This window comes from Colwellia psychrerythraea (assembly GCF_000764225.1).
Taxonomy (GTDB): Bacteria; Pseudomonadota; Gammaproteobacteria; order Enterobacterales; family Alteromonadaceae; genus Colwellia; species Colwellia psychrerythraea_D.
The window spans coordinates 316,396-341,287 of record NZ_JQED01000005.1 but is presented as its reverse complement, the minus strand read 5'-3'; the positions used below and the strand labels follow the sequence as shown (position 1 = coordinate 341,287).

General features: G+C 38.8%; 20 protein-coding genes and 5 tRNA genes. 17 read left to right on the top strand and 8 right to left on the bottom strand.

What is annotated here, in order from left to right:
- Positions 1 to 247 precede the first annotated feature (247 nt).
- Together trhO and ND2E_RS17655 are read left to right on the top strand one after the other, a co-directional pair.
- The gene (trhO, locus tag ND2E_RS17650) at positions 248 to 1,273 is read left to right on the top strand and encodes an oxygen-dependent tRNA uridine(34) hydroxylase TrhO (RefSeq protein ID WP_033092475.1); all 1,026 of its coding nucleotides are present in this window, start codon (positions 248 to 250) and stop codon (positions 1,271 to 1,273) included.
- Between the two features lie 403 nt (positions 1,274 to 1,676).
- A complete protein-coding gene (locus tag ND2E_RS17655; RefSeq protein ID WP_033092474.1) occupies positions 1,677 to 3,764 on the top strand; it encodes a S9 family peptidase in 2,088 nt (695 codons plus the stop codon).
- A 103-nt stretch (positions 3,765 to 3,867) separates the two neighbouring features.
- Here the strand turns inward: ND2E_RS17655 and ND2E_RS17660 are convergent, their stop codons facing one another.
- A complete protein-coding gene (locus ND2E_RS17660; protein ID WP_033092473.1) occupies positions 3,868 to 4,725 on the bottom strand; it encodes a PA4780 family RIO1-like protein kinase in 858 nt (285 codons plus the stop codon).
- 236 nt (positions 4,726 to 4,961) lie between these two features.
- Entirely contained in the window at positions 4,962 to 5,447 is a 486-nt protein-coding gene (locus ND2E_RS17665; protein WP_223303527.1) for a potassium channel family protein, read from the bottom strand.
- A 202-nt stretch (positions 5,448 to 5,649) separates the two neighbouring features.
- On the opposite strand from ND2E_RS17665, the gene ND2E_RS17670 reads away from it, so the two are divergent.
- The gene (locus tag ND2E_RS17670) at positions 5,650 to 6,078 is read left to right on the top strand and encodes an SRPBCC family protein (RefSeq protein ID WP_033092472.1); all 429 of its coding nucleotides are present in this window, start codon (positions 5,650 to 5,652) and stop codon (positions 6,076 to 6,078) included.
- A gap of 162 nt (positions 6,079 to 6,240) precedes the next feature.
- Here ND2E_RS17670 and ND2E_RS17675 read toward each other — a convergent pair whose 3' ends face one another.
- From ND2E_RS17675 to ND2E_RS17685, 3 genes are all read right to left on the bottom strand, one after another.
- The gene (locus tag ND2E_RS17675) at positions 6,241 to 8,190 is read right to left on the bottom strand and encodes a DNA topoisomerase III (RefSeq protein ID WP_033092471.1); all 1,950 of its coding nucleotides are present in this window, start codon (positions 8,188 to 8,190) and stop codon (positions 6,241 to 6,243) included.
- A gap of 165 nt (positions 8,191 to 8,355) precedes the next feature.
- The gene (locus ND2E_RS17680) at positions 8,356 to 9,213 is read right to left on the bottom strand and encodes a DMT family transporter (RefSeq protein WP_033092470.1); all 858 of its coding nucleotides are present in this window, start codon (positions 9,211 to 9,213) and stop codon (positions 8,356 to 8,358) included.
- 134 nt (positions 9,214 to 9,347) lie between these two features.
- Entirely contained in the window at positions 9,348 to 11,243 is a 1,896-nt protein-coding gene (locus ND2E_RS17685) for a beta-ketoacyl synthase (RefSeq protein WP_033092469.1), read from the bottom strand.
- Between the two features lie 150 nt (positions 11,244 to 11,393).
- On the opposite strand from ND2E_RS17685, the gene ND2E_RS17690 reads away from it, so the two are divergent.
- Positions 11,394 to 12,416, top strand: a complete 1,023-nt coding sequence (locus tag ND2E_RS17690; RefSeq protein ID WP_033092468.1) for a GlxA family transcriptional regulator — start codon at positions 11,394 to 11,396, stop codon at positions 12,414 to 12,416.
- 42 nt (positions 12,417 to 12,458) lie between these two features.
- Here the strand turns inward: ND2E_RS17690 and ND2E_RS17695 are convergent, their stop codons facing one another.
- A complete protein-coding gene (locus ND2E_RS17695) occupies positions 12,459 to 13,337 on the bottom strand; it encodes a GGDEF domain-containing protein (RefSeq protein ID WP_033092467.1) in 879 nt (292 codons plus the stop codon).
- A gap of 182 nt (positions 13,338 to 13,519) precedes the next feature.
- On the opposite strand from ND2E_RS17695, the gene ND2E_RS17700 reads away from it, so the two are divergent.
- The 10 genes from ND2E_RS17700 to nusG all read left to right on the top strand — a co-directional run bounded on the left by ND2E_RS17700 (position 13,520) and on the right by nusG (position 18,815).
- Positions 13,520 to 14,164 carry a dUTP diphosphatase gene (locus ND2E_RS17700; RefSeq protein WP_052056233.1) on the top strand — a complete coding sequence of 215 codons (645 nt, stop codon included), beginning with the start codon at positions 13,520 to 13,522 and terminating at the stop codon, positions 14,162 to 14,164.
- Positions 14,165 to 14,390: 226 nt separating this feature from the next.
- Positions 14,391 to 15,074, top strand: coding sequence for a DUF2726 domain-containing protein (locus ND2E_RS17705; RefSeq protein WP_033092466.1), 684 nt, complete (start codon positions 14,391 to 14,393; stop codon positions 15,072 to 15,074).
- A 503-nt stretch (positions 15,075 to 15,577) separates the two neighbouring features.
- Positions 15,578 to 15,653 (top strand) — tRNA-Thr (locus ND2E_RS17710).
- A gap of 61 nt (positions 15,654 to 15,714) precedes the next feature.
- Positions 15,715 to 15,799 (top strand) — tRNA-Tyr (locus ND2E_RS0121210).
- 62 nt (positions 15,800 to 15,861) lie between these two features.
- Positions 15,862 to 15,936 (top strand) — tRNA-Gly (locus ND2E_RS17715).
- Positions 15,937 to 15,952: 16 nt separating this feature from the next.
- Positions 15,953 to 16,028: transfer RNA gene (locus ND2E_RS17720), tRNA-Thr, on the top strand.
- A gap of 82 nt (positions 16,029 to 16,110) precedes the next feature.
- Entirely contained in the window at positions 16,111 to 17,295 is a 1,185-nt protein-coding gene (gene tuf / locus ND2E_RS17725; protein ID WP_033092465.1) for an elongation factor Tu, read from the top strand.
- Positions 17,296 to 17,661: 366 nt separating this feature from the next.
- Positions 17,662 to 17,738 (top strand) — tRNA-Trp (locus ND2E_RS17730).
- A 91-nt stretch (positions 17,739 to 17,829) separates the two neighbouring features.
- Positions 17,830 to 18,210, top strand: coding sequence for a preprotein translocase subunit SecE (gene secE, locus ND2E_RS17735; RefSeq protein ID WP_033092464.1), 381 nt, complete (start codon positions 17,830 to 17,832; stop codon positions 18,208 to 18,210).
- Positions 18,211 to 18,227: 17 nt separating this feature from the next.
- The gene (nusG, locus tag ND2E_RS17740) at positions 18,228 to 18,815 is read left to right on the top strand and encodes a transcription termination/antitermination protein NusG (RefSeq protein ID WP_033092727.1); all 588 of its coding nucleotides are present in this window, start codon (positions 18,228 to 18,230) and stop codon (positions 18,813 to 18,815) included.
- Positions 18,816 to 19,047: 232 nt separating this feature from the next.
- Here nusG and ND2E_RS17745 read toward each other — a convergent pair whose 3' ends face one another.
- Entirely contained in the window at positions 19,048 to 20,868 is a 1,821-nt protein-coding gene (locus ND2E_RS17745; RefSeq protein ID WP_033092463.1) for a glycoside hydrolase family 9 protein, read from the bottom strand.
- 143 nt (positions 20,869 to 21,011) lie between these two features.
- Positions 21,012 to 21,842: an ion transporter gene (locus ND2E_RS17750; RefSeq protein ID WP_033092462.1), complete on the bottom strand. Its 831-nt coding sequence runs from the start codon at positions 21,840 to 21,842 to the stop codon at positions 21,012 to 21,014.
- 264 nt (positions 21,843 to 22,106) lie between these two features.
- Between ND2E_RS17750 and ND2E_RS17755 the strand changes: the two genes are divergently transcribed.
- From ND2E_RS17755 to rplA, 3 genes are all read left to right on the top strand, one after another.
- Positions 22,107 to 23,207 carry an OmpA family protein gene (locus ND2E_RS17755; protein WP_052056232.1) on the top strand — a complete coding sequence of 367 codons (1,101 nt, stop codon included), beginning with the start codon at positions 22,107 to 22,109 and terminating at the stop codon, positions 23,205 to 23,207.
- 271 nt (positions 23,208 to 23,478) lie between these two features.
- Positions 23,479 to 23,907: a 50S ribosomal protein L11 gene (gene rplK / locus ND2E_RS17760; protein ID WP_033092461.1), complete on the top strand. Its 429-nt coding sequence runs from the start codon at positions 23,479 to 23,481 to the stop codon at positions 23,905 to 23,907.
- Between the two features lie 3 nt (positions 23,908 to 23,910).
- Entirely contained in the window at positions 23,911 to 24,609 is a 699-nt protein-coding gene (gene rplA / locus ND2E_RS17765; protein WP_033092460.1) for a 50S ribosomal protein L1, read from the top strand.
- Positions 24,610 to 24,892 lie beyond the last annotated feature (283 nt).

Sequence of the window (24,892 nt, the reverse complement as noted above, 5' to 3'; positions counted from 1 at the left end):
GATGCAAGGTGGCATTTTTGTTTGTGCTTAATGTAGTTCCTATCTGCTCTTACCTTAATATAGCTTAGCTAATTATCGTCTACTTTGTGCGCTATGTTTATTGTTAAATAATTCTGCTAGAATATGCCTCCCTAAAAATGTGACTTGAATGAGTTATTTGATGCTTTATTTGGTAAGTAATCAGTTACGTTTTGAATATTAATCTACAGCGCTGGATTTACGTTCCAGTTAGCTCAATGGAGAAAACATGAGTTCATCAGAAAAACAGTTATCGACGCCTGCGACGATAAAAATCCCGTCAACTATCACTATTTGCGCATTGTATAAATTCGTGCGTTTAGACGCGTTTGAAGCATTACGTGAGCCATTGTCAAATAAAATGGTCAGTGTTGATGTTAAAGGTACTTTGTTATTAGCTGCTGAAGGCATCAACGGTACTATTGCAGGCCCGCAATCTGGTATTGATACAGTACTTGCTTTTTTAGCCGAGCAACCAGGTTTAGATAATATATCTCATAAAGAATCTTATAGTGAAGAAAACCCATTTCATCGCACGAAAGTGAAATTGAAAAAAGAAATCGTCACTATGGGTGTTGAAGGAATTGATCCAAACCAAGTGGTTGGCACTTATGTGAAGCCGAAAGATTGGAATGCTTTAATTTCTGATCCAGAGGTGGTTTTGGTGGATACTCGCAACGACTACGAAATTGAGATTGGTACCTTTAAAAATGCCATTAATCCCAATACCGAAACGTTTCGTGAATTTCCTGAATACGTAGAGAAAAACTTAGATAAAAATAAGCACAAAAAAGTGGCTATGTATTGTACGGGCGGTATTCGCTGTGAGAAATCAACGGCTTACTTAAAAGAGCAAGGTTTTGACGAGGTATATCACCTAGAAGGTGGCATATTAAAGTATCTTGAAGAAGTGCCAAGCACAGAAACACTGTGGGAAGGTGAGTGCTTTGTCTTTGATGGCCGAGTGGCGGTTAATCATGAACTAGAGCAAGGACAATACGATCAGTGTTTTGCTTGTCGCTTTCCATTAACTGAAGTGGAAAAAGAGAGTGAGCATTATGTTAAAGGCGTAAGCTGTCATCGTTGTCATGACAAAGTAACCGACGAGCAGCGTAACCGTTACGCTGAACGCCAACGTCAGATTTCATTAGCAGAACAGCGTGGTGAAAGCCATATAGGTGGTGATATTCAAAACATTATTGAAGAGCGCCGCCAAGAAAAAAATGACAAAAAGGCAAAGCAAGCCAGTAAGTAGCTAGCTTATTTGTTACTCGAATACACTTTGATTCAGCCCGAGTTATTAAATATAACTTGGGCTGTTTGTATTTATGACACAGTTAACTCATTAACGTTAATACGATTCATTATTCTCATGCGCATAAGGTTGACGCTTTTGTAAATTAAGTAGCTCTGAGAGGCTTCATCACTCGCGATCAAACTTTATAAGCAACGGGTAAGTTCGGTTAATGTAACGAATTCTTCTAAAATTGGCTCAGCCACTGAGTCTAAATTATCCCCATCATCATACTCAAACGTAAAAAACTGTGTACGTCGTTGTCGAATTTGGTCGTTCTGCAGTTAAAGGTATATGGGTAAGTAATTGTGTAACGTATGTGGATTGTATATTCTTGCTATGTTGACAATTATTCGAGACTCTTATGAAAAAATTACTAAGCTTTGCAGCGCTTTCATTAATGACTGCGGTAACAACGGTTAAAGCATCAGACTCAATGTCTGAAGTGTTTACCGTTGAAAAACTTAATGAATTGAACCAATTGCATGATGTTACCTTGTCTCCACAGGGGAATATGCTGGTTTATGGTTTAAAAAAAGGCAGTAGCTCTAAAGACAATCACTTATATAAACAAAATATTAAAACGGGTCAAATTACACAACTTACTGAGCATGAAAAAGCGGAAAGTAACGTCGTTTGGGCTGATGACGGCCAATCGCTTTTCTTTTTATCTTCACGCAGTGGCAGCAGTCAAATTTGGCAACAGCCATTAAATGAAAAGATTGCTAAGCAAATATCTGACTTCCCTATCGGTGTTAACGGTTTTAAATTATCTCAAAACGGACAGGTTTTTGCTTTGTCATTTACCGTCAAGCCAGGCTGTGAAACGTTAAGTTGCACCGTTGAAGCACAGAAAGTGGATGATGAGAAAAAATATAATATCCGTGCCTATGATCAATTGATGGTTCGCCATTGGGATGTATGGGCTACAGAGTATAAAGAACATTTATTTATTGCCCATGTAGATCAAAATGGTCAACTTAAACATGCCCAAGATATTATGCCCAATTGGGTCAGTGACTTTGCTGGTATTAATCAAGTAAGTATTCATCCAGATGCATCATCGTTAGCATTTTCAGCGAAAGACTCCTCAAGTAAAACAGCAGCCAAAGATCATGCGTGGAGCACCAACTTTGATATTTATGAAGTCTCCATTACAAAAGGACAAACGGCTTTTAATCTAAAGAATATTACTGAAAAAAATAAAGCGTGGGATTCAAGCCCGTTATATTCATCTAACGGAAAATATCTTGCCTATAAAGCAATGAAAACACCGGGTTATGAAGCAGATAAGTTTACTTTACATTTACGTGATAGCAGAACAGGAAAAATTCGTGCGGTTGCTAGTGATTGGGATCGTTCAATTAGCAATTTAGCGTTTGCCCCAGATAACAAGTCACTTTATGTAGTAGCGCAAGATGTTGGCCAAAAAAGTATTTTTTCCATTACACCAGAATTTGATGAAGTTCGGAGAATTTATAATGTCGGTAGTAATGGCGATGTAACTAGCTATGACAACAAACTTTACTTTACTCGTCATACGTTAAACTCACCTAAAGATATTTTTACCATTGATAACCATGGTGATCAACTTAAGCAACTTACCAATATCAATAAAGACAAACTTGCTAAGGTTAAATTTGCAGACTACGAGCAATTTAACTTTAAAGGTTGGAATGATGAAACGGTACATGGTTACTGGTTAAAGCCTGCTAATTTTCAAGAAGATAAGCAATACCCTATTGCCTTTTTAGTACACGGTGGTCCACAGGGTAGCTTTGGTAATATGTTCCATTACCGTTGGAATGCGCAACTTTGGGCAGCACAAGGTTATGGTGTTGTTATGGTTGATTTCCATGGCTCTACGGGTTACGGACAAGAATTTACCCATTCTATCAGTCGTGACTGGGGTGGGAAGCCATTAGAAGATTTACAAAAGGGTTTAGATTTTATCGTAAAAGACCAGCCTTGGTTAGACGGTGATAATGCGTGTGCTTTAGGTGCTTCTTACGGTGGTTACATGATGAATTGGATAGCCGGCAATTGGCCTACTCGCTTTAAATGTTTGATTAATCATGCTGGTTTATATGATATGCCAAGCTTCTATCAGTCAACCGAAGAGTTATGGTTCCCAGAGTATGATATGGGCGGTCCTTCTTGGGGCAAAGAAAGCGGTAATGCAAAGGGTAAAATAAGCATTGATTACAGTAAGTTTAACCCCTCTGCTTATGTTAATAATTGGCAAACACCTATGTTAGTGATCCAAGGCGAGTTAGATTACCGTGTGCCTTATGCACAAAGTTTAGGTGCATTTACCACCCTACAACGTAAAGGTATTGATAGTCGTTTAGTGATGTTTCCAGATGAAGATCATCATATTCGTAAACCTGATAATTTAGTTGTTTGGTACGACGAAGTATTTACATGGCTAGAGAAATACACCAAGAAGTAATGAGCTAAACATTATGCCAAAAAAAGGCCCATTAACTCAGGTTAATGGGCCTTTTTATTTAAGAAATGATTAAAAATATAGCCTCTCAATAACGAGCTCTACTTTAGTCTTGTTCGGCAGCTTCTTTGAGGTAAGCGAGTCGGTCTTGCTCCTGCTCAAAAGCCGCTTGAATTTCGGCTAGTATTGTCTCAACATCGGCGCTTTGAGTATCTTCTGCAAATAAGCCTGTTAATTTAGTGGTATCGTTTAATTCACCAGCTTCATAGAGTGCCCACATCTCTTCACCAAATTTAGTTAGAGCTAAGTTGGGGTCAAATTGGGCGTAATAGGTAGTGATGTTATTGACATCACGCAGTAGCATTGCTTTGGCATTGTTATTCGCTGAGGCATCAACTGCTTGGGGTAAGTCAATAACGACAGGACCATAAGCATCTACTAAGACATTAAACTCAGATAAATCGCCATGGACAATGCCTGCGCATAACATGCGCATAATATAAATCATCATTAAGGCATGATCTTCTATTGCTTGCTCTGCTGGCATAACAACATCATTGAGTCGTGGTGCAACATCACCTTGTTCATCAGTGATAAGTTCCATTAAGAGCACGCCGTCAAAACAACCATAAGGTTGTGGCACCCGTACATCATGCTCTGCAAGGGTATATAAAGCATCTACTTCAGCATTTTGCCATGCCTCTTCTTGCTGGCTCTTACCATATTTAGAACCTTTTTCCATTGCTCTAGCACGTCGACTACTTCGGCTTTTGCGACCTTCTGTATATTGTGAGGCTTTTTTGAAACTACGTTTAGCCGCTTCTTTGTATACTTTTGCGCAGCGAATTTCACCACCACAACGAACTCGGTAGACAGTTGCCTCTTTACCGCTCATTAATTGGTTGAGCACTTCATCAATTAAGCCTTCTTCTACGAGAGGCATTAGTCGCTTTGGAATTTTCATTGCGCTGTTATACCTCAGATGCGTTAAGGAAGATAGTAAAACATGGTTTGTAACTTAAGAGAGACGAATAGACTTGGCTTTTATGAAGTGATTACCTCCAATATACTGCAAAAAAGAGGAGGTAATTGTCAAATGCTCTATGGCTATTATTCCAGAAAGAATTAAGCAGGGTACCTATGTAAGTCTTTGTTTTTATGGTGGATTTGCTTTGTTGTAATTTATTCAATGGCAATGTATTACTTAGTTTCTTTCTCAAAGGCAGCCAACTTATCTTCTAGCGCCGATAATTTTTGATAAATTTTGTCATTTTGTAACAATATTTCTTCGTTTTGCTGTCTTAGCTCTCTATTTTTTATATTGGTATCAGCAAAGCCAAAAACCTTGTTGGCAAAAACAGCGCCAACTCCACCTAATATGCCGACACCTAATATGAACATCGCAAAAACAGCAATACGACCTGCTAAGGTAATCGGATAGACATCACCAAAACCTATGGTAGTAGATGACATCAGCATTAGCCAAAAAGCATCGGCATAATTTTTCACGGGGGAGCCTTCTACAGCGGTTTCTGCTACAAAGGTGACATACCCTAAACTGACGTTAATAAAGGCAAAAAGGATGAAAGATAATATAGCTAAAATGCCATAATTGTAGTTTTTCACACCAAATTCATCAACCTTATATAAGTTACTTTTTTCCATGGCATTTTGCAGAATAATCATCTTTATCTCTTTGCTTGTTATTCAGAATATTTTGATGATATTACAATCCGTGTTGATAGCAAAGTATTTGCTCGTGGATAATCAGAGCAATAAATGTTAAAGGCCAATGCCTATATATCTTTACTTTTCTGTTAATTGGCAATTTTACTACGATGACATAAACTTAATTATACATTTTATGCTTTTAGATCTGGGGGCAATCATGGGTAGATGTTACAACAATATCGTTATTGATGCGTCAATCGAGGCTGTTTGGCAACAAATAGCCAATTTTCATGATATGTCGTGGGCAAAAGGAGTTATCACCTCTTTAGATAAAGTTGGCACAACTAGTGGAACTGAAGTAGGTGCCAAGCGCATTTTAAATGGTGTTATTCACGAAACCTTAGTCTCAGTAGATACCAGTAATTATACCTTTACTTATTCAATTGATGACGGGCCAGGTGCTATTGCTAAGTCGGCAGTAGACAACTATCTAGGAATGGTTAACTTGTCTGAAAGTAGTACAGGTGTATTAGTTGAATGGAGTTCTAGCTTCACTTCAGATAATGAAAATGCAGTGACGGAGTTTTGTGATCCCATCTATATGGCATTACTTGGCGCTCTTAAGAACAGTTTAGATACGGCATAGCAATCATTTATGCATTGGCTATCCCGCTCTCAAATTACTTTAATCTTCAAATTTGTAAGCTATTATTCTATAAAATAATTTACTAGGAAAAGGTAAATTCCCTAGCGTACAAGGAAGCATGAAAGCGTACTTTTTTTAACACTTATCTTGAGTCAAATAATGTTAACTTGCCTTTCTAGCCGCCTTTTTCTGAAAGGTTTTTTTACGGCGTTTTGGCTTAAAAGCAACTTTAGGTAAGCCTGCAAAAGATTGCTGGCCGGCTCCTTGTACCATCTCATTCACTGTATTTGTCAACGGCTGCATGAAACTTAAATAGCTGGCATTCTTTTCGCTGATTGCAGTGAGTGTTGCTTCCCATTGCGCAGTCATATCGGGGAGCGTGGCCTTTAGAGGTAGAGCATTGATTAAGGCAATACCGACTTCTGTTGCGGTTATTGCTTTACCTTGACGTTGTAAAAAACCACGTTTAAAGAGTAAATCAATGATGCCGGCGCGGGTGGCGTCTGTACCTAGACCGTCGGTGTCTTTCAATACTTTTTTAATGGCTGCGTCATTGACGTAACGGGAAATACCCGTCATAGCACCGAGCAGCGTTGCATCAGTAAAAGATTGCGGTGGTGACGTGTGTTTCTCTATCAACTGACCATGTTTGCAATGCAGCACTTGCCCTTTTGTTAGTGGAGGTAATGTTTGCTCCTTATCACTTTCTTGTGCTAACTTGTTTTGGCTGTTCGTTTTATTACTTTTTGGGAATAATACTTGCCAGCCCAGCTGTTTCTCTGTTTTTGCTTGGCTTACAAAGTGCCCTCCGGCAATCAATAAATTCACCTTAGTTTGCTGATATATATAAGCAGGATAAAATTGCGCTAAATACTGACGAACAATCAGTAAATAGACATTTTTTTCAAAGGTATTTAAGTTAATGCGTTCAGGTGATTTCTCGGTTGGAATAATCGCATGATGGGCGGTTATTTTTTTATCATTCCAAGCTTTACTCACTAGAGAAGTATTTGCCCCTTGAGCGGGTTTATTACAAGGCAATGATGAGTTAGCTAGCATGTTAACAATGCCACTAGCTTGCTTTAATTGCCCTTTAGGTAAATAACGACAATCTGAACGAGGATAGGTAATCAACTGATGTTTTTCGTACAATGCTTGGCAGACATCCAGTACCAGCTTGGCATTCATAGAAAACTGCTTAGCTGCACTAATTTGTAATTGTGACAAATTAAAGGGCAGAGGGGCGGCCTGCTGTTTTTCATTACTGTCAATGTTACTGATAGTAGCTGCTTGATTCTCAATGCGATTAACAACATTCTCAGCTAATGCTTTCACCAGCACCCGACCTTCTTCATCACAATAAGGTTGGCAGTTTTCACTTGGCTGCCATTTTGCCGTGAAAGCGACCCCTTCATCTGAGTTTAGGGCAATATGTGCCTGTACTTGGAAGAATGGCTTACTGATGAAGTTTGATATTTCTTGCTCACGTCTAACGACTAGACCTAATAAAGGTGTTTGCACACGGCCCACAGATAATACTGAGTTATAACCTGTTTTTTGTCCTTGCAAAGTATAAGCACGGGTGAGGTTAATACCATAAAGCCAATCAGCACGTGAACGTGCTAAAGCAGAAATTGATAGCGGCATAAAATCACTATTAGGTTTTAGTGAGTTAAGTGCGCGTTTTACGGCAGGTAAGTTTAAATCGCTGATCAGCAAACGTTTAACGTTAGCCTTTTTGGCTTTCGATAATTTAAAGTAATCAATTACTTCATCAACGAGTAATTGACCCTCCCTGTCGGGATCGCCTGCGTGAATAATTTCGTTGGCTTGCTTGACCAATTTTCTTAAGACAGTCAATTGTGAACGAGTACGAGCGATTGGTTTTAATTGCCATTGTTGCGGCACTATGGGCAGATTATCCATGCGCCATTTTTTTAATTCGGCGTCATAGTCTTCAGGATCTGCTTGCGCCAAAATATGTCCGATACACCAACTGACCACATCACCATTAGCGAGTTCGATGTGTGTTTTATGATTTTTTTGTGGCTTAGGTAATGCAGCTGCAATAGCGCGACCTAAACTCGGTTTTTCGGCAATGTAGAGTTTCAAGCCATATCCAAGTGTTAGTGAGAAACAACAAAGGTTTAAGTATAAATCGTTTACTGGTTTTATGTACAGCTTTATTGACTGGTGTAAATAAGAGTGCATTTAAGCGGTATTGTTGATACCACTTTTTCAATGCTATGATGCTAGCAATTGAGGACGAAAAGACGATTAATGCTTACGTTTAAAAGACAGTACTAGCATGGTACCGATTAAGATAGCTATAGAAGCGATCACAATACGTAATGTAATCGCCTCACTCAGTAATAGGGCACCTGCCAATGTGACTAAGAGCGGCACACTTAATTGCACAATGGCAGCTTGAGTCGCTTTAAGTTCAGGTAATACGCTATACCAAATGATATACCCTATTCCAGAAGTGACAATACCGGACAGCAACGCATAAATGACACCTGTGTTTGCTAATGAAATAGTATTATTTGTCGACAGATAAACCATGAGCCATAACAGCGTTGCCATAGGGGCTGCTTTGATAAAATTACCGGCAGTGCTAGCGGCGGGGTTTCTAGCTCCTCTGCCTTGTAATGTATAAATACTCCAAGCGATTCCTGAAATACACATCAAGGATGCTCCTATTAAAGAAGGTGCGCTGATGCCCGGCAGCATTAAAATCACTAGCCCAGCAATGGCTAAAATAAAGCCGACTAATTGTATTACATTTAGTCGTTCTCCTTCACGGTAGCCAGCAATTGTCATGGTTATTTGCACTGAGCCAAAAAGCAATAAAGCACCAGTCCCCGCTGCGATCAGCCCATAACCATAGGTAAAACTCACCGCATAAATAAACAAAGCAAAAGCCGCAAACCAAGTACCACCTTGTGAAATTTTTTTATCTTTTTTTATCGTTAAATATATCCCTAAGAAAAGTGCTCCAGAGACCACTCGAAGCATAATAAAGCTGGCTTCATCAATTGTTGTTTGTTCTAGCGCATAACGGGTGATGAGTGAGTTAGCCGCAAAGGCAGATAGTGAGAGAAAGGTGATAATAATGATGCGAAGTCGAGTCATATTTTTCCTTGTTTTTGTTTAGGAGTACTACAGTTGAAACAGAAGTGACTCGACTATTCACTTAAAAGAAAGACAGAAGCATATCTGGTATTAACTTGCTAAATAAGCAAGCTAATACCTTTCTTGGATTGCTATTAGACCATATCATCAAACGGGTTTTGATTAGGTAGTGCAATACTGTTCTTAAATTCAGCGAAAGTTAAACTGTCGCTTGTTAACTCAATATCAGCTTCATTAATCAGACCTTCACCAAACTTATAAATTAAATCGAATTGACCATCATTAGCGTTATCACGGTAAACTTGTTGGGCTTTTTCTACTTCAACTAATTTTTGTTGATAGGTTTCCATGGCCTCTGCACCATAACGCTTTTCCATCATGGCTAAACTTACTTTCGGAGAAAAAACAGTAGCAGTAGCGTTATTCCCACCAAAGCCTTTAGAATTGATAAATGCAATGTCCATATCTGGACAATGCCAGTGATCAGTTGCAATATTTAGGTGCTCGTTATGAACATCTTCAGCAACTTCATCAATTGTGGTAATACCAGGCATAATATTATCGCTAAAAATACCTAATGCCATTGCCATTTGATCGCCACTAGCAGGGCCTAATGTATGACCGATATACGCTTTAGGTGCAGCAACCGGCCAATTATCGATGTTAAAGCATTCTGCAACTTTATGGTAAATTAATGACTCAGTAACGCGGTTTTGTGGTGTACTAGAACCATGCGCCAAAATAAAGCTACGTTCTTGTAATGCTTCTTTGCCCAATACTTGCTCGGCTAAAGCTACTGATTTGGCCATCGTAATATAGTTACCAGGGCCAGGTGCTGTAATCGATTTTTTGTAACCGTCGGCATTAATGAATACATCGGCAACAGAGCCAAGTACTTTTGCACCCATTTCTAGTGCGAGAGCATCATCCATCAATACAACAAATTGTGCGCCTTCACCCATGGTAAAACCACAATTGTGGCCAAATGGACGACTAGTTCGTCGGTGATCTGCAGTATCAGTACCATCAAGTTTTTTTAGTCCTTCTTCATTGGCTAATGCACTCATGTTGCCAAAACCTTCAATCATCTCTGGCGTGATAGGCGTTTCACTACTACCAACAATAGCGACACGTGTTCGACCAGCAGCCATGTCATGTGTTGCGGCGCGTAGATTATACAAAAATGTTGCACAAGCCCCAGAGCTAGTAAACGTCGTGCCGACATTGCCAGTTACATAAGCATTGATAAAATCGGTAGACATAGTATTTAGGCCCAACGCTAATTGCTTAGTGCTAACACGCGAGCCGGTTAAACGACTCTTAACTAAGCCACCAAAACCCTCATCATGCATTTGTCCTGCTATTGAAGCAGAGTAAGTACCTATTTCATCAGGGCTAATTTTATCTAAAATAGCATCCCACTCTAATCCTGTAGAGCGAATAGCATCAGTTGCGGCAAAAATTGTGACCTGTAAACCACGTGGATGGTTTCGGCTCTTGTAAAGCTCAGTAGGTTCAAATCCAGTAGGGAATTGACCAGCGGCTTTAATCGGGTTATCTCGATAAGAATCGTGAGTAAAAGTTAGTTGCTCAGGAATTTCGACAGAGACCTTCCCTTTACCAAGGTCAGACACTAACCATGAGCTAGGTACCGGTACAGGTAATTCTTTCGCACGTAATTCAAATGTAATAGGTGTATCTGTAGGGCTGACTTTCATTTTTTGATGCCAGTGTGTTGCATCGGGATCAAAATGATTTTTTTCAATTTTACGAATTAAGGTACCCGCAAGTATTTGTTGACCAAATTTACTTTCTATCTCTTCAGCTAAAACAAGGTTACCGTCAGCATCAACTAAAGTGTCGTCTCTTTTTGTGATAATTTTCATTAAGCTAGCTAAACCGACAAAGGTTTCTTGGCGAGCTTGTGCCGTTAACTTGTCGATTACTATACGTCGAAATCCTTGATGAAATGAAGTGCGACCTGAAGCATTAATACCGCCCATGCCAATAATTAAAGGTAAACGAGTCATGTGATAATCCACTTAAAGAATTTGAATAAATGCAAAATAAGAGTATTGCGTTTGATGGTGTCTATTCTAATGGCTCCACAAAATAATAATGAGCCAAAACGGCCTTGTCTCATGCTATAATGGCCACAAGTAATGTATAGGGAATAAATTATGCCTAATAAGCGTATTAAAACAGATGAATTAATCGTAAATTTACTTATTTATCCGCATGTTTTAGCTACAGGGGTCACGTTACCTGTTGAAATGTTACTCGCCGGTGAAGCCTTTGCTAGGCGTTATGATAAATCGGTATTAGCACTTAATACACAGTTTTTAAGTGAATCAGCGGTTAATATAAAATCTCGTGCGGGCATTACCATGATGGCAGATATAACACTGGATAGTGAGTTAGTCGCTAAGTCAGTCTTGCCTGATATCATTATTGTGCCGAGTTTATGGCGAAACCCTCGCCCTGTTATAAAAAATCATAAAAAACTAGTTGCTTGGTTAAAACAGTGTTGGCAGCAGGGAAGCACGATTATTGGTGTTGGTACAGGCGTGTGTTTTTTGGCGGAATCTGGTTTATTGGATAATCACTCTGCTACTACACATTGGCACTATGTTGAGCAATTTAAGCGAGATTATCCGCAAGTTGATTTAAAACCTGATTTTTTTATTACTCAATCTGAACGTATATATTGTGCAGCAAGCTTAAATGCACTAGCTGATATTATTGTCCATCTCATTGCTCAGCACTATGGCAAAGAGGCGGCACAGAATGTTGAGCGTAACTTTTCCCATGAAATACGTAAGCCATATGAAGAACAGCGTTATCTAGAAGGGGCAGGAGATAGACACGCTGATGAATTGATAGCTGAAATTCAATTTTGGTTGCGCACAAACTTAACAACTGAATTAACGCTGACAGAAATTGCCAAGCAGTTTGGTATGAGTCAACGATCTTTCACCCGTCGATTCAAAGCCGCAACAGGCGTTCGTGCAACGCAGTACTGGCAGCAATTAAGAATTGAAACAGCTAAAGAATTGTTGGCATCGAGTAATTTAACCATACAAGAAATAGCCGATCAGGTTGGTTATCAAGACCAAGGACACTTAACACGTCTATTTAAGAAAGATTTACATATAACACCAAAAGACTATCGAGCTATGGTAAGGAAAAAACTATTCAGTTAATAAGTATATTTATCATTCAAAAAAATTAATGCATTTCATGATTTATTTTTTTGAATGATAAATCACCTTGTTTTTTCCATCTGACTTAGCTTCATAAAGCAACTTATCGACTCGCTTAGCAATTGAGTTTGGGCTATCACCGAAAGAGACTTCACAGATCCCTAAGCTGATGGTGACTTTTATTTCTGAAAGTAGCTCAGTAAAAGCCACAATTTGCCGCAACTTCTCGGCTAATTGAATAGCATCCACCTTAGTTTTTGATTCTGATAATATAACAAATTCTTCACCACCAATTCTAAACAGGTGATCGGTTTCTCTAATGTTTTTTTCGAGCAGCGCAGCAAAATTTCGTAAGACAGTATCGCCCATGTCATGACCAAAACTATCATTAATATCTTTAAAGTCATCAATGTCTATACTGATGATCGAGAAAGGAGTTTGATAGCGTTCGTAAACTGCAAGTAGCGATTTAATTTTCAGGTTATAGGCTTTTCTATTTTTAACCTGTGTGAGCTCGTCGAGCAAAGTTTGCTCTTGCAACTTTTGGTTGGCTTTCTCTAATAAAGTAATATCCCGACTAATACCTAAAATGCCAGTGTTGATGCCGTCATAAACAAAAGGGATCTTTTTAGTTAACAGGTAGACTTTTTTATTATTAGGGTAGGTAACCCATTCTTCATTAGATCTGATTTTTCCTTCTGCGAGCATGAGCTTATCGTGTTTTCTGAACTGACTAGCTACATTATGCTCAAATAACTCAAAATCATCTTTGCCAAGAAGCTCTGCAGAGGTTTTACCGATAAAGCTAAGGAAAGCAGCATTACAACCAATATATTTGAAATGTTTATCTTTATAGAAAATAAGATCATCAATGAGGTCAATGACGGAGCTTAGTAGTAGTGAACTTTCTATTTGCTTCATGGAGCTCTCCTTGGACTAACTCGTTTACTTAATGCGAGGAAAACAAGAAGCAAAGGGAGAAAAGGTTTACCTAACTAATATAGCCATAAAGTGGTTCTTTAAGCAAAACAAACAGCAAATACTTGTCACAAGCTATCAGCTACGGCAAAATAACAATACAGACTTTATTATTTGAGAAATACATGAGCGAAAAACTATCAACCGCACTTTCTTTAGCTGAAAAACAAATTAGCCAAATGCTGGTTATGCAAGATGCGATGAATAGTCGTGTTAGTGATACATGGCGAGAGAATGGCTATGAATGGTATCGTGCCATTTGGGTAGAATGTGCTGAGATGTTAGATCATCATGGTTGGAAGTGGTGGAAACATCAAGAAATTGACGTCGCTCAAGTGCAATTAGAACTGGTCGATATTTTTCACTTTGGTTTAAGCCTACGTTTATTATCAGGCGATAGCGCTGAATTAATTGCTAGTGAGCTTGCTAAAGAATTACATCAAGGCACTGCAGAAAGTGATTTTAAAATAGCGTTAGAAAATTTAGCTTCTGCTGCTGTCTCCAATAAAGCCTTTGATGCTAAGGCGTTAGCCGACTGTATGTCGTTAATGAACATGGATCTAGATGAATTATTCAGACAATATGTTGGTAAAAATACCCTTAACTTTTTCCGTCAAGATCACGGGTATAAAGAAGGTAGTTATATTAAAGAATGGCATGGTGAAGAAGATAATGAGGTACTAGCAAAACTAGTGACTACCTTAGATACTAGTGCAGAAGATTTTCAACAACAACTTTACCAAGCGTTAGAGGAAAAGTATCCAGCCTAGGTTATTATCAGTAACTATCTAGATAGGTGCAGTTGTTTGATACTGCATCTACCGCTTGAATCAATATTTTTGTAGATATGAATTCAAATAAAGTAAATAAATTCCCCTTGTAAAAACTTTTCGAAATATCGCTCTTTGGCACGTATTCTGCTTAATTCAAGCTTAGTAGTGCGCTTATTCTCTGAATCAGAAAAAGCGTCAAGAATTTGAATCGCTGGAGAAATGTATGGAATTGATATTATTTGCCTTAATTACCTTAGTGGTAATTGTTGCTGTGTTAGCAAGTCGTTTAAATGACAATAGCTTTCCTTTTCCGTTTGATAGTAAAAAAGCCATTTTTACACCCGCAGAAAAAAACTTCCAAAACCTAGTAGAGCAAGCTCTAGGGTCTAAATACCGTGTATTGAACCGCGTTAGGCTGAGTGATGTGGTAACAATACGTAATGGTGTCTCAAGCCGAGCCAGTCAAACGGCAGCAAAAAGTGCTGAAACTAAGTACTTGGACTTTGTTATCTGTGACCGTAGCACGATGAAACTGCTAGGCGCTATTGATTTAGTCGATACACAGGGACGAGGTTATAAAATCAAAAAAGATTGGTTTGTTAGTGGCAGTTTAGAGGCTGCATCGATTCCGCATCTACGTATTAAAGTAAAAGCAAATTATACCTTAGAAGAAATCCGATCTTGTATTCATACCCGTTTATTGGGTAAATCATCAGCTAACTTTGCCCCAGAGCCAAAAGTAAAAGGCCGTATTATTCCGGCACCTATGGTCAGAGCAAGAAATAAATCAGTTGGAGCATTAACATCCGCAGCAGCTAGAGCACAAGTTGAGCAACAGACACCTATAATGTCACAAATGTCAGCAGGACAATTAGGTGGTTTACCCGCTTCCTCTTTATCACATTAAGCTAGAATGTTTGAGGTCAGAAATAGTACTACTATAATAGTGTAAGCAATATAGTCAATAAATTGGCTTTGAAAAGTTAAAAGACAAACCCCGGTATTGATTTAATGTCGGAGTTTGTACTTTAGCTATGATTAAGGCTAATGCTATTAAATTTATTGTCACTTCCGTGCAATGTTAAAAGAGTCATAACAAATCAAATTTGTATAGTTATTGTTTTTTATCAGGGATACAGCATAGATTCAGCTTATTAGAGCATGATCAATGTATTTCCCCGTTTAACGATTCTCTTCAATCAACAGCTCAATTCTAAGGCTTTCGGTTCTCGCTGCGTAGAAAATCACTTAATGGACTTGCTATAACAGGTCACTACGTAGTAAAAACAAGCTTCCTTTGAATGAAAAACCATCAAACAAACAATAAAGATGAAAAAAGTGCAAAATATTTGAATTTAGCTATTGCAAGGCGTAAAACATTACACTAGAATTCGCACCACTTAATGTAGTGCCGACTTAGCTCAGTTGGTAGAGCAACTGACTTGTAATCAGTAGGTCGCCAGTTCGATTCCGGCAGTCGGCACCATTAATACTTATCTAAGCGATGCTTATATAAGGTACCTTGATAAAAGGTATAGGCTTAAAGTGGAGGGGTTCCCGAGTGGCCAAAGGGATCAGACTGTAAATCTGACGGCTCAGCCTTCGGTGGTTCGAATCCACCTCCCTCCACCATATTTCGATTTATCCTTACTAAAGTAAGGTAAGTCAAAAAGCAGAGATGAACAGATAGAAAAGCGGGTGTCGTATACTGGCTATTACCTCAGCCTTCCAAGCTGATGAAGCGGGTTCGATTCCCGCCACCCGCTCCAATCTTTATATATGAATGCTGATATGGCTCAGTTGGTAGAGCGCACCCTTGGTAAGGGTGAGGTCGGCAGTTCGAATCTGCCTATCAGCACCATTCCTAGATTAATCTATCCTTATCTCAAATTAAATCGCAAACTTAAACAGTAAATTATTACTATACCCAGAGGTATTTTAAAATGGCTAAAGAAAAATTTGAACGTAATAAACCACATGTAAACGTTGGTACTATTGGACACGTTGATCACGGTAAAACAACTTTAACAGCCGCTATCTCTGCGGTATTAACTAAAGTTCACGGTGGTGAAGTTAAAGATTTCGCACAAATCGATAATGCTCCTGAAGAGCGTGAGCGTGGTATTACAATCAATACTTCTCACATCGAATACGATACAGAAACTCGTCACTACGCACACGTAGATTGTCCAGGCCATGCTGATTACATCAAAAACATGATCACTGGTGCTGCACAAATGGATGGTGCTATCTTAGTAGTTGCTGCTACAGATGGTCCTATGCCACAAACACGTGAGCACATCTTATTGTCTCGCCAAGTTGGTGTTCCTTTCATCATCGTTTTCATGAACAAATGTGATGTTGTTGATGATGAAGAATTATTAGAATTAGTAGAAATGGAAGTTCGTGAACTTCTTTCTGAATATGATTTCCCAGGTGATGACTTACCAGTAATCCAAGGTTCAGCTTTAGGCGCACTTCAAGGCGAAGCTAAATGGGAAGATAAAGTTGTTGAACTAGCTGATGCACTTGATTCTTACATTCCAGAGCCAGAGCGTGCAATCGACGGTGCATTCATCATGCCTATCGAAGATGTATTCTCAATCTCAGGTCGTGGTACAGTTGTTACTGGTCGTGTAGAGCGCGGTATCATCAAAGTAGGTGAAGAAGTAGAAGTTGTTGGTATCCGTGATACACAAAAATCAACTTGTACAGGTGTTGAAATGTTCCGTAAGCTTCTTGACGAAGGTCGTGCTGGTGAGAACTGTGGTGTTCTTCTACGTGGTCTTAAGCGTGAAGATGTAGAACGTGGTCAAGTACTATGTGCTCCAGGTTCAATTTCTCCTCACACTAAGTTCGAATCAGAAGTATACGTACTAAGTAAAGATGAAGGTGGTCGTCATACTCCATTCTTCAAAGGTTACCGTCCACAGTTTTACTTCCGTACAACTGACATCACAGGTTCTGTAGAGCTACCTGAAGGTGTTGAAATGGTAATGCCTGGCGACAACTTGAAATTTGTTGTAGAGCTAATTAACCCAGTAGCGATGGACGAAGGTTTACGCTTCGCAATCCGTGAAGGTGGTCGTACTGTTGGTGCTGGTGTTGTATCAGCTATCTTAGATTAATTTCTAGATAACAGTATTGATGAAAAAGGCCGCTTATGCGGTCTTTTTTGTGCGTGAAAATAAATAACGGAGTTCTTTATTTTACTTAAAATCGAGTAGTGTTGTTATTTCTGTCTGATATATAACATTGAGATAAGTAAATTCTAAGCAACTAGTTGAGTAACAGCTGTATTTTAAATAATCATGTGCTAATTATTAGTAGAATTAATGATAGAGATATTGCTTATCTTAGTCTTTACAACAAATACTTCTTGAGTAAAACACTGGGCTGAGTATAATAACGCCTCACTTCTCGAGTATCTCTTATTTCCCAAAAAAACTAAGATTCACCTGATAAGTGTAACCATTGCTTTATAAGCAATCTGTAGGGGTGTAGTTCCAATTGGTAGAACAGCGGTCTCCAAAACCGATGGTTGGGAGTTCGAGTCTCTCCACCCCTGCCATTTTGAGTAAATATAGGTCGATCACCTATGTTTTAGTGATTTGTGATTACAAGTCACGTTATTAGAAAGTAGATAAATACGGAATAGAATTATGAATGCAAGTACAGAAGAGCAACCAAGCAGTTCTTTCGATACGGTAAAGTGGGGAGTCATATTCTTACTTTTAGCTGGTGCTGTTGCGGGTAATTACGTTTACGGTGAAGAGTCAGTATTAATCAGAGCCGTGGCTGTTGTAGTTATGGTTGGTATTGCTGGTTTAATTGCATTACAAACAGAAAAAGGTCGTAATGCCGCTATATTTGCTAAAGAAGCACGTACTGAAGTACGTAAAGTTGTTTGGCCAACACGCCAAGAAGCGGTACAAACGACGGGTATTGTATTGGTAGTGACTTTGTTAATGTCATTGCTACTTTGGGGATTAGACTCTGTTCTATTCTGGTTAGTTGGTTTAGTTACAGGTATGCAGGTTTAGTTATGTCTGAAGAAAATATGTCAGAAGAAAATGTCTCTCCAGAAGGCGAAGAAAAGCAAGTAAATCAAAATCCGAAATTACGTTGGTATGTAGTACAAGCGTTTTCTGGCTATGAAGGGCGTGTGCAAAAAACATTGCTTGAGCACATTGAAATTCACGGTTTACAAGATAAATTTGGTGAGATTTTAGTTCCTACTGAAGAAGTTGTGGAAATGCGCGCAGGTCAAAAGCGTAAAAGTTCACGCAAATTTTTCCCTGGCTACGTTTTAGTACAAATGGAAATGGATGTAGATGCTTGGCATTTAGTAAAAAGTGTTCCACGTGTGCTTGGTTTTATTGGTGGCACAAGTGATCGTCCTGCGCCTATTACTCAAAGAGAAGCTGACCGCATTTTACAGCGCCTTGAAGAAACAGATAAGCCGAAGCCTAAAACATTATTTGAGCCTGGTGAAGTTATTCGTGTTATCGATGGTCCATTTGCAGACTTTAATGGTGTAGTTGAAGAGCTTGATTACGAGAAAAACCGTATTAAAGTGTCAGTGCTTATCTTCGGTCGTTCAACGCCAGTTGATTTAGAATTCGGTCAAGTTGAAAAAGGTAGCTAATTAGCCACTTTTCTTCAAATGTTAAACACTGATTTAAACGCTTGCCTTGTGCAGGCGTTTTTTTTTGCTATTGAAAATAGTCATTCAACAAATAAGCTGATTATGCTTATCAGCATAAAAGGTTGTTGAGTGCAGCATGGACAAATATCACTAGAAGAGTCTGTTGATAATTATGAGGGCAGGCCAAATATTTTAACAGACTGAGTTAGATAGCTCAGTCTGTTAAAATGATTTATTCAGTCATGGCAGTCATAGCTAATAGATACCAGGTCGAATTTTGCAACCATTGCTCAACCCAGCGCCAATCATTTTCATCGGGCCCTTGTGCCCAGGTAATACCACGACCATCAGGATGGGATGTTGCACCAGTAATTCCATTAGAAATACCACCATTTAACATAGTCCCAGCGCTTTGTGCATGTGGTGGGTTATTGACACCAAAACCATAAAGCATACTTACTTGATAAGGATTTTTACCTAAAACCCAATCCATTTGGCTTTGCGCAAAATAAGCGAGTTCATCATTGATACCAAATGCGCCAAGTTTATCACTGTGAGTAATTTTACCTCCCCATATAGCTGCTGCTGTTAAGGAGGTTAAACGAGAACTTTCACCTTGCCATATATCGCTATTTTCATTGGTTTGCGGAGTGAAAAAACTCTGCTTTTGTGTAGAGCACTGACGATCTTTGCAGGTTTTAAATGTTTGTCGCGCTAAATTAAAAGGATTAGCTACCTGAGAGTTTAAAGTGAGTTGATAATCCAATGAAAGCTTAATTGTTCGTTTAGTTTTAGCGCTCATCTGACGATTTTTCTCTATGGCTAAATAGTCGGCTAAGGCAATAATGGGAAAGCCAGATTCAACGCCATGATAAAAAGGTCTGTCATTATCATCGCTTACAAACCAACCTTGTGATGTCATGCGATTGTTTAAGTTATGAGCACGGTGCCGCGCTGCTTTTAAGTACTTTGATTTTTTTGTAATACGATAAAGTTCTGTGGCTGCAATAAGCGCAGTGTAATCATCAATGATGTTTTCTTCGCCATTGTCGACATAGTGAAGATTGTTCTTTTGCAAATGGGCAAAAGCTCGCTCAGCATCAAGTAAATATTGCTTGGCAGAAAACTCACCTTGAACTCCTGTTTCATTACTAAGTTCATGTGCCCTAACTAGTGCAGCAATGGCTATGCCACCGCCTTCGCGAAAAGCGGCCTGAAAGTTGGTATTTAAGTCGCCTTCAGGTCCATCATAGCCGGTAATAACTCGTTCATCAGCCAAACCTCGTTGGTCATCAATATTGTTATAAAAATAGCCCTCGCGATCTAATATTCTATGCAAGTAATCAGCACCCCAAGTGACTTCTTCAGCAAGTTCCTGTGCTAAGGCTTTCCGCTGATATAACCTGTTTAGGCTATTATAGGATTTTGCCATAGCCCAAACCGCTATAGCACCTTGCTGAGGGACTAAAAAGTTTGCATCAGTATGCTGACTTAAATGCTTGCCCTGATCCCCTCCAGCATTAACCCAACCACCTGAAACGTTGACATAACGGTCTGTGCCATTTATACGAATAGATTCATCACTCGGGTCAGTATGGCGACTTGCCCTAAAGTAATTAACTAGTGATTTAGCGGTAAGCGCAAAGTATGCATTGTGTTTGATTATGAATGTTGAGGAGGCCAGTTGCTGTTTAGGTGTGTTTACTACGATATGAAACTCACCTCGACGTTTTACTTGAGAGAAATCAGCGAGATAATAATGAGCACCTGCTCCCCATTCTGTAAAGTTAGGCTGATAAGCAAGCTTACCTTGATATATCATGCTTGATCCCTGATAAACAATAAAGCGTGTTGCTGTTTCGCCTATGGGCAAAACAACAACGGCTTGTTTAGGTGATCGGGTATCGAAAGCTACTTGATTAACATAAATATCGGCTGTGGTTAATTTAGGCGGATTGCTTAGTTGTGGCTTGCTACTACAAGCAGTGATAAGCACCACTAAAATAAGTAATACTCTTTTACTGAAAGAAGAAAAAACGCAGGCAGCTGTCATGTTCTTAACCGTTAAGGTTCCATTTAGTTGATATTAAAATGAACCTTAACGTATTAGTGTTTGATTGATAAGACTTTAAACATATAAGATACAACATTCTGCACACTTTAGGTGTGATTGTGAGCTTGTATATTAATACATAGCTAACCTGTTAAAAATCTATCATTATCATGAGGGGGGGTTTGCAGTAATTGGTTCAACTTATCTATTTTTTGTTCAAGTACTAATATATCTTCTCTAGTGGCAATAACTTGTTTAGGTTTCCCTTCTTCTTCATGCATAACCTGCATAGCATCAACAATAATACCAATGAATAAATTAAGTACCGCGAAGCTGGTAATAATGATAAAGGGGACGAAGAAAAGCCAAGAAAGGGGAAATAACTCCATAGTTGGCCGGACTATCCCCATAGACCAACTCTCTAATGTCATTACTTGAAATAAGGTGTAGGCAGAAGCTCCAATACTACCAAACCACTCTTGCATATTTGCATCGTTATGCATACCAAAGATCTTAGTGGTTAGAACTGCTGAAACATAAAAGATAATACTTAGAACTCCAACGACTGAAGCCATGCCCGGCAACGAGTGCCCGAGTGCGCCGATCACGCGGCGCATTTGTGGTACGACAGAAAGTAAACGTAATACCCGCAATATTCTAAAGGCACGTAATACTGATAATGCACCACTTGTTGGTACCCAGGATATAGCAACGATTATAAAATCAAACCAATTCCAGCCTGAGCGGAAAAACTTATTTTTATAAACAATGAGTTTTAATAACAACTCAGCTGTAAACAATACTAGGATGGTCTTATCTATGATGTGAAGAAGACTAGCGTTTGCTTTACCAAACTGACTTGTTTCAAGGCCCAGACTAATTGCATTGAATAGGATAAGGAATATAAGAAAATTTTGAAACTTTTGGCTCTCGACAAACTGCTGCAGTTTACCGTTGTGTGAGGATAAAGACATATAGGACCTAAGAGTTATGTGACTAACATTTTAATATAGGCATTATAACTAAAATCAAATGGATAAATGTAAGAGGTTTTAGCCAACATTGGGAAATCAGATGTTAATGATATGAAATTCAACTTGTAGGTGTATTTTGTATAACAATTTGAAAGATATTTTAACATTTTAATAACTAAATGCTGCAACATAAGTGAAAAACGATTAAAATATGCGCCGTAAAAAATACCAATCAACTCACTACATTCACAGGGACAATATGTAATGCGCTATTTATCAGTTTCAAAAATAAGCCAACTAATAGGCTTATCAATTTTTTCTTTATCGTTATCAGCTGCTGAGCAGCCAAGTGCTGAGAGTTTAGTAGGCAAAGTATACCTTGGTGGTCATGCCATGTACTTAAAAACAGATGAAGATCGCTTATTTAATGCTAATGCCAATTCTTCAATTGACCATGCTTCAGGCGTGGGGGTTGAAGGTGGTTACCGTCTTTCAGAATTATTTGAAACAAGACTTTCTTACACCCACTTTAATCCAGTCGCTGAGAATCATAATGCTGATTTATCATCAGGAAAAAGCATTGCGCTCGATCTCTTATATTTCCCATTTAAAGAAAGTTTTTATGTAGTTGGTGGTGCTGATGTTTTAGATGTAGAGGAATCAAACCTTTCTGCAGCATTAGGTGCTGGCTACCGTCATTATTTAAGCGAGAATATGGCGCTTTATTTTGAAAGTAAAGGTCACTATCAATTTGATAATAATTACACAGACCTCTCTGCTAAATTAGGCTTTGTTTATTTCTTTGGCACACAAAAAGCTGAAATAAAGCGAAATGAGCCAGTAAAAACCGCTGCGGTGGTGGCGCCAGTTGCTGCTGTTGCTCCTATCGCCGAATTAGATAGTGATAATGATGGTGTATTAGATAGCAAAGATAATTGCGCTAATACTCCTGCAACAGATAAAGTAAATGAAGTAGGTTGTACCGTTTTTACTGAAGAACAAGATACAGTTGAGTTACTTATCAACTTTGATAATAATAAAGCCGTTGTTAAAGAAAAATACAAACCAATTATGCTTAAAGTTGCTAAATTTATGGAAGCCTATCCAGATCTTAGTTTAACAATTAAAGGACATAGTTCAGCAAAAGGTAGCGCTGCATACAACCAGACTTTATCTGCTAAGCGTGCTCAGGCTGTTGTTGATGTTTTAATTAATGATTTTGGTGTTGAAGCAAATCGTTTAAATTCGATAGGTTATGGTGAAAGCGAATTACTTAATACAGATAATACTGATGCAGCTCATGAGCAAAACCGCCGCATCGAAGCAACTATATCTACAACTAATAAAGTAGCGGAAAAACGCTGATTTTACAGAAAAAAAATAATTTGATTTGCTTATATCATACGACTTTTTTTAAGATGATAATAAAAGCGCTTGAAATGCGATGGCTGGTTAATATATAATCCGCTGCCGCTTATTTTTAGCGCGCACTAAATGCGCTTAATTCTGTTGTGAAAACAATTGTTTTTAAAGTGAATTTTGTAAACAGGGAAGCGAAAACCTTGTGGTAAGGTGGTGAATTCCAGCTTAGTGCTAAGTTATTTGCGTTAACTACCCAAACTAAAGGTATTTTATAATGGCTAAGAAAGTCCAAGCTTTAATCAAGCTACAAGTAGCTGCTGGTGCAGCTAACCCGTCACCACCAGTTGGTCCTGCATTAGGTCAACACGGTGTGAACATCATGGAATTCTGTAAAGCGTTTAACGCAAAAACAGATTCTTTAGAAAAAGGCGCTCCGGTTCCAGTAGTTATTACTGTATATAGTGACCGTTCGTTTACTTTCGAAACAAAAACTCCACCTGCTTCTTTCTTATTGAAAAAAGCTGCTGGAATCAAAAGCGGCTCTGGTCGTCCTAACACTGAAAAAGTTGGTACTGTTACTACAGCTCAACTTGAAGAAATCGTTAAGACAAAAGAACCTGATTTAACTGCTGGTTCACTTGAAGCTGCAGTGCGTACCATTGCGGGTTCTGCTCGTTCAATGGGTTTAGTGGTAGAGGACTAATCAATGGCTAAATTATCAAAACGCGCTCGTCTTATCCGTGAAAAAGTAGACGTATTAAAAGAATATGATATCAATGAAGCAGTTTCTTTATTAAAAGAATTTGCTACTGCTAACTTCCGTGAAAGCGTAGATGTTGCAGTAAATCTTGGTATCGATGCTCGTAAATCAGATCAAAACGTTCGTGGCGCAACAGTATTACCAAATGGTACTGGCCGTGATGTACGTGTTGCTGTATTTACACAAGGTGCAAACGCAGAGAAAGCTTTAGAAGCTGGTGCTGACGTTGTAGGTATGGACGATTTAGCTGCGCAAGTTAAAGCTGGCGAAATGAACTTCGACGTTGTTATTGCTTCTCCTGATGCAATGCGTGTTGTTGGTCAACTAGGTCAAATCTTAGGCCCACGTGGTTTAATGCCTAACCCTAAAGTGGGTACAGTAACTCCTGACGTAGCTGGCGCTGTTAAAAACGCTAAGTCTGGTCAGATTCGTTACCGCAATGACAAAAACGGCATCATCCATACCACTATCGGTAAGGCTGATTTCGAACCTGCACAATTGCAAGAAAACTTAGAAGCATTGCTTGAAGCGCTTAAAAAAGCAAAACCTGCAAATGCTAAAGGTCAATACTTGAAGAAAGTTTCTCTTTCTACAACTATGGGTGCCGGCGTTGTCGTCAACCAAACATCACTAACTCAAGCTTAATATTTATTTACTTATTACAAGTATAAATATTTTTGAGTAAAGTTTTGTGTATTGAACTTTACAAGGGCGAAATTATAACCTATAATTTCGCCCCTTAAATTTTGGTAGGAGTTGTGCGATTTTCAGTATTATTCACTGGTAATGCACAACCCCCGTCCAAGACCGTAGGTGTAGTTATTTCTTCTGATTTAGCTACTTAATTTGTCCTACGTAGATGGTGATTACCCAGATATTTCCTAGATTTTTCTGGTCCTCGCCGTTATGGCTTAGCTATTAAGTAATT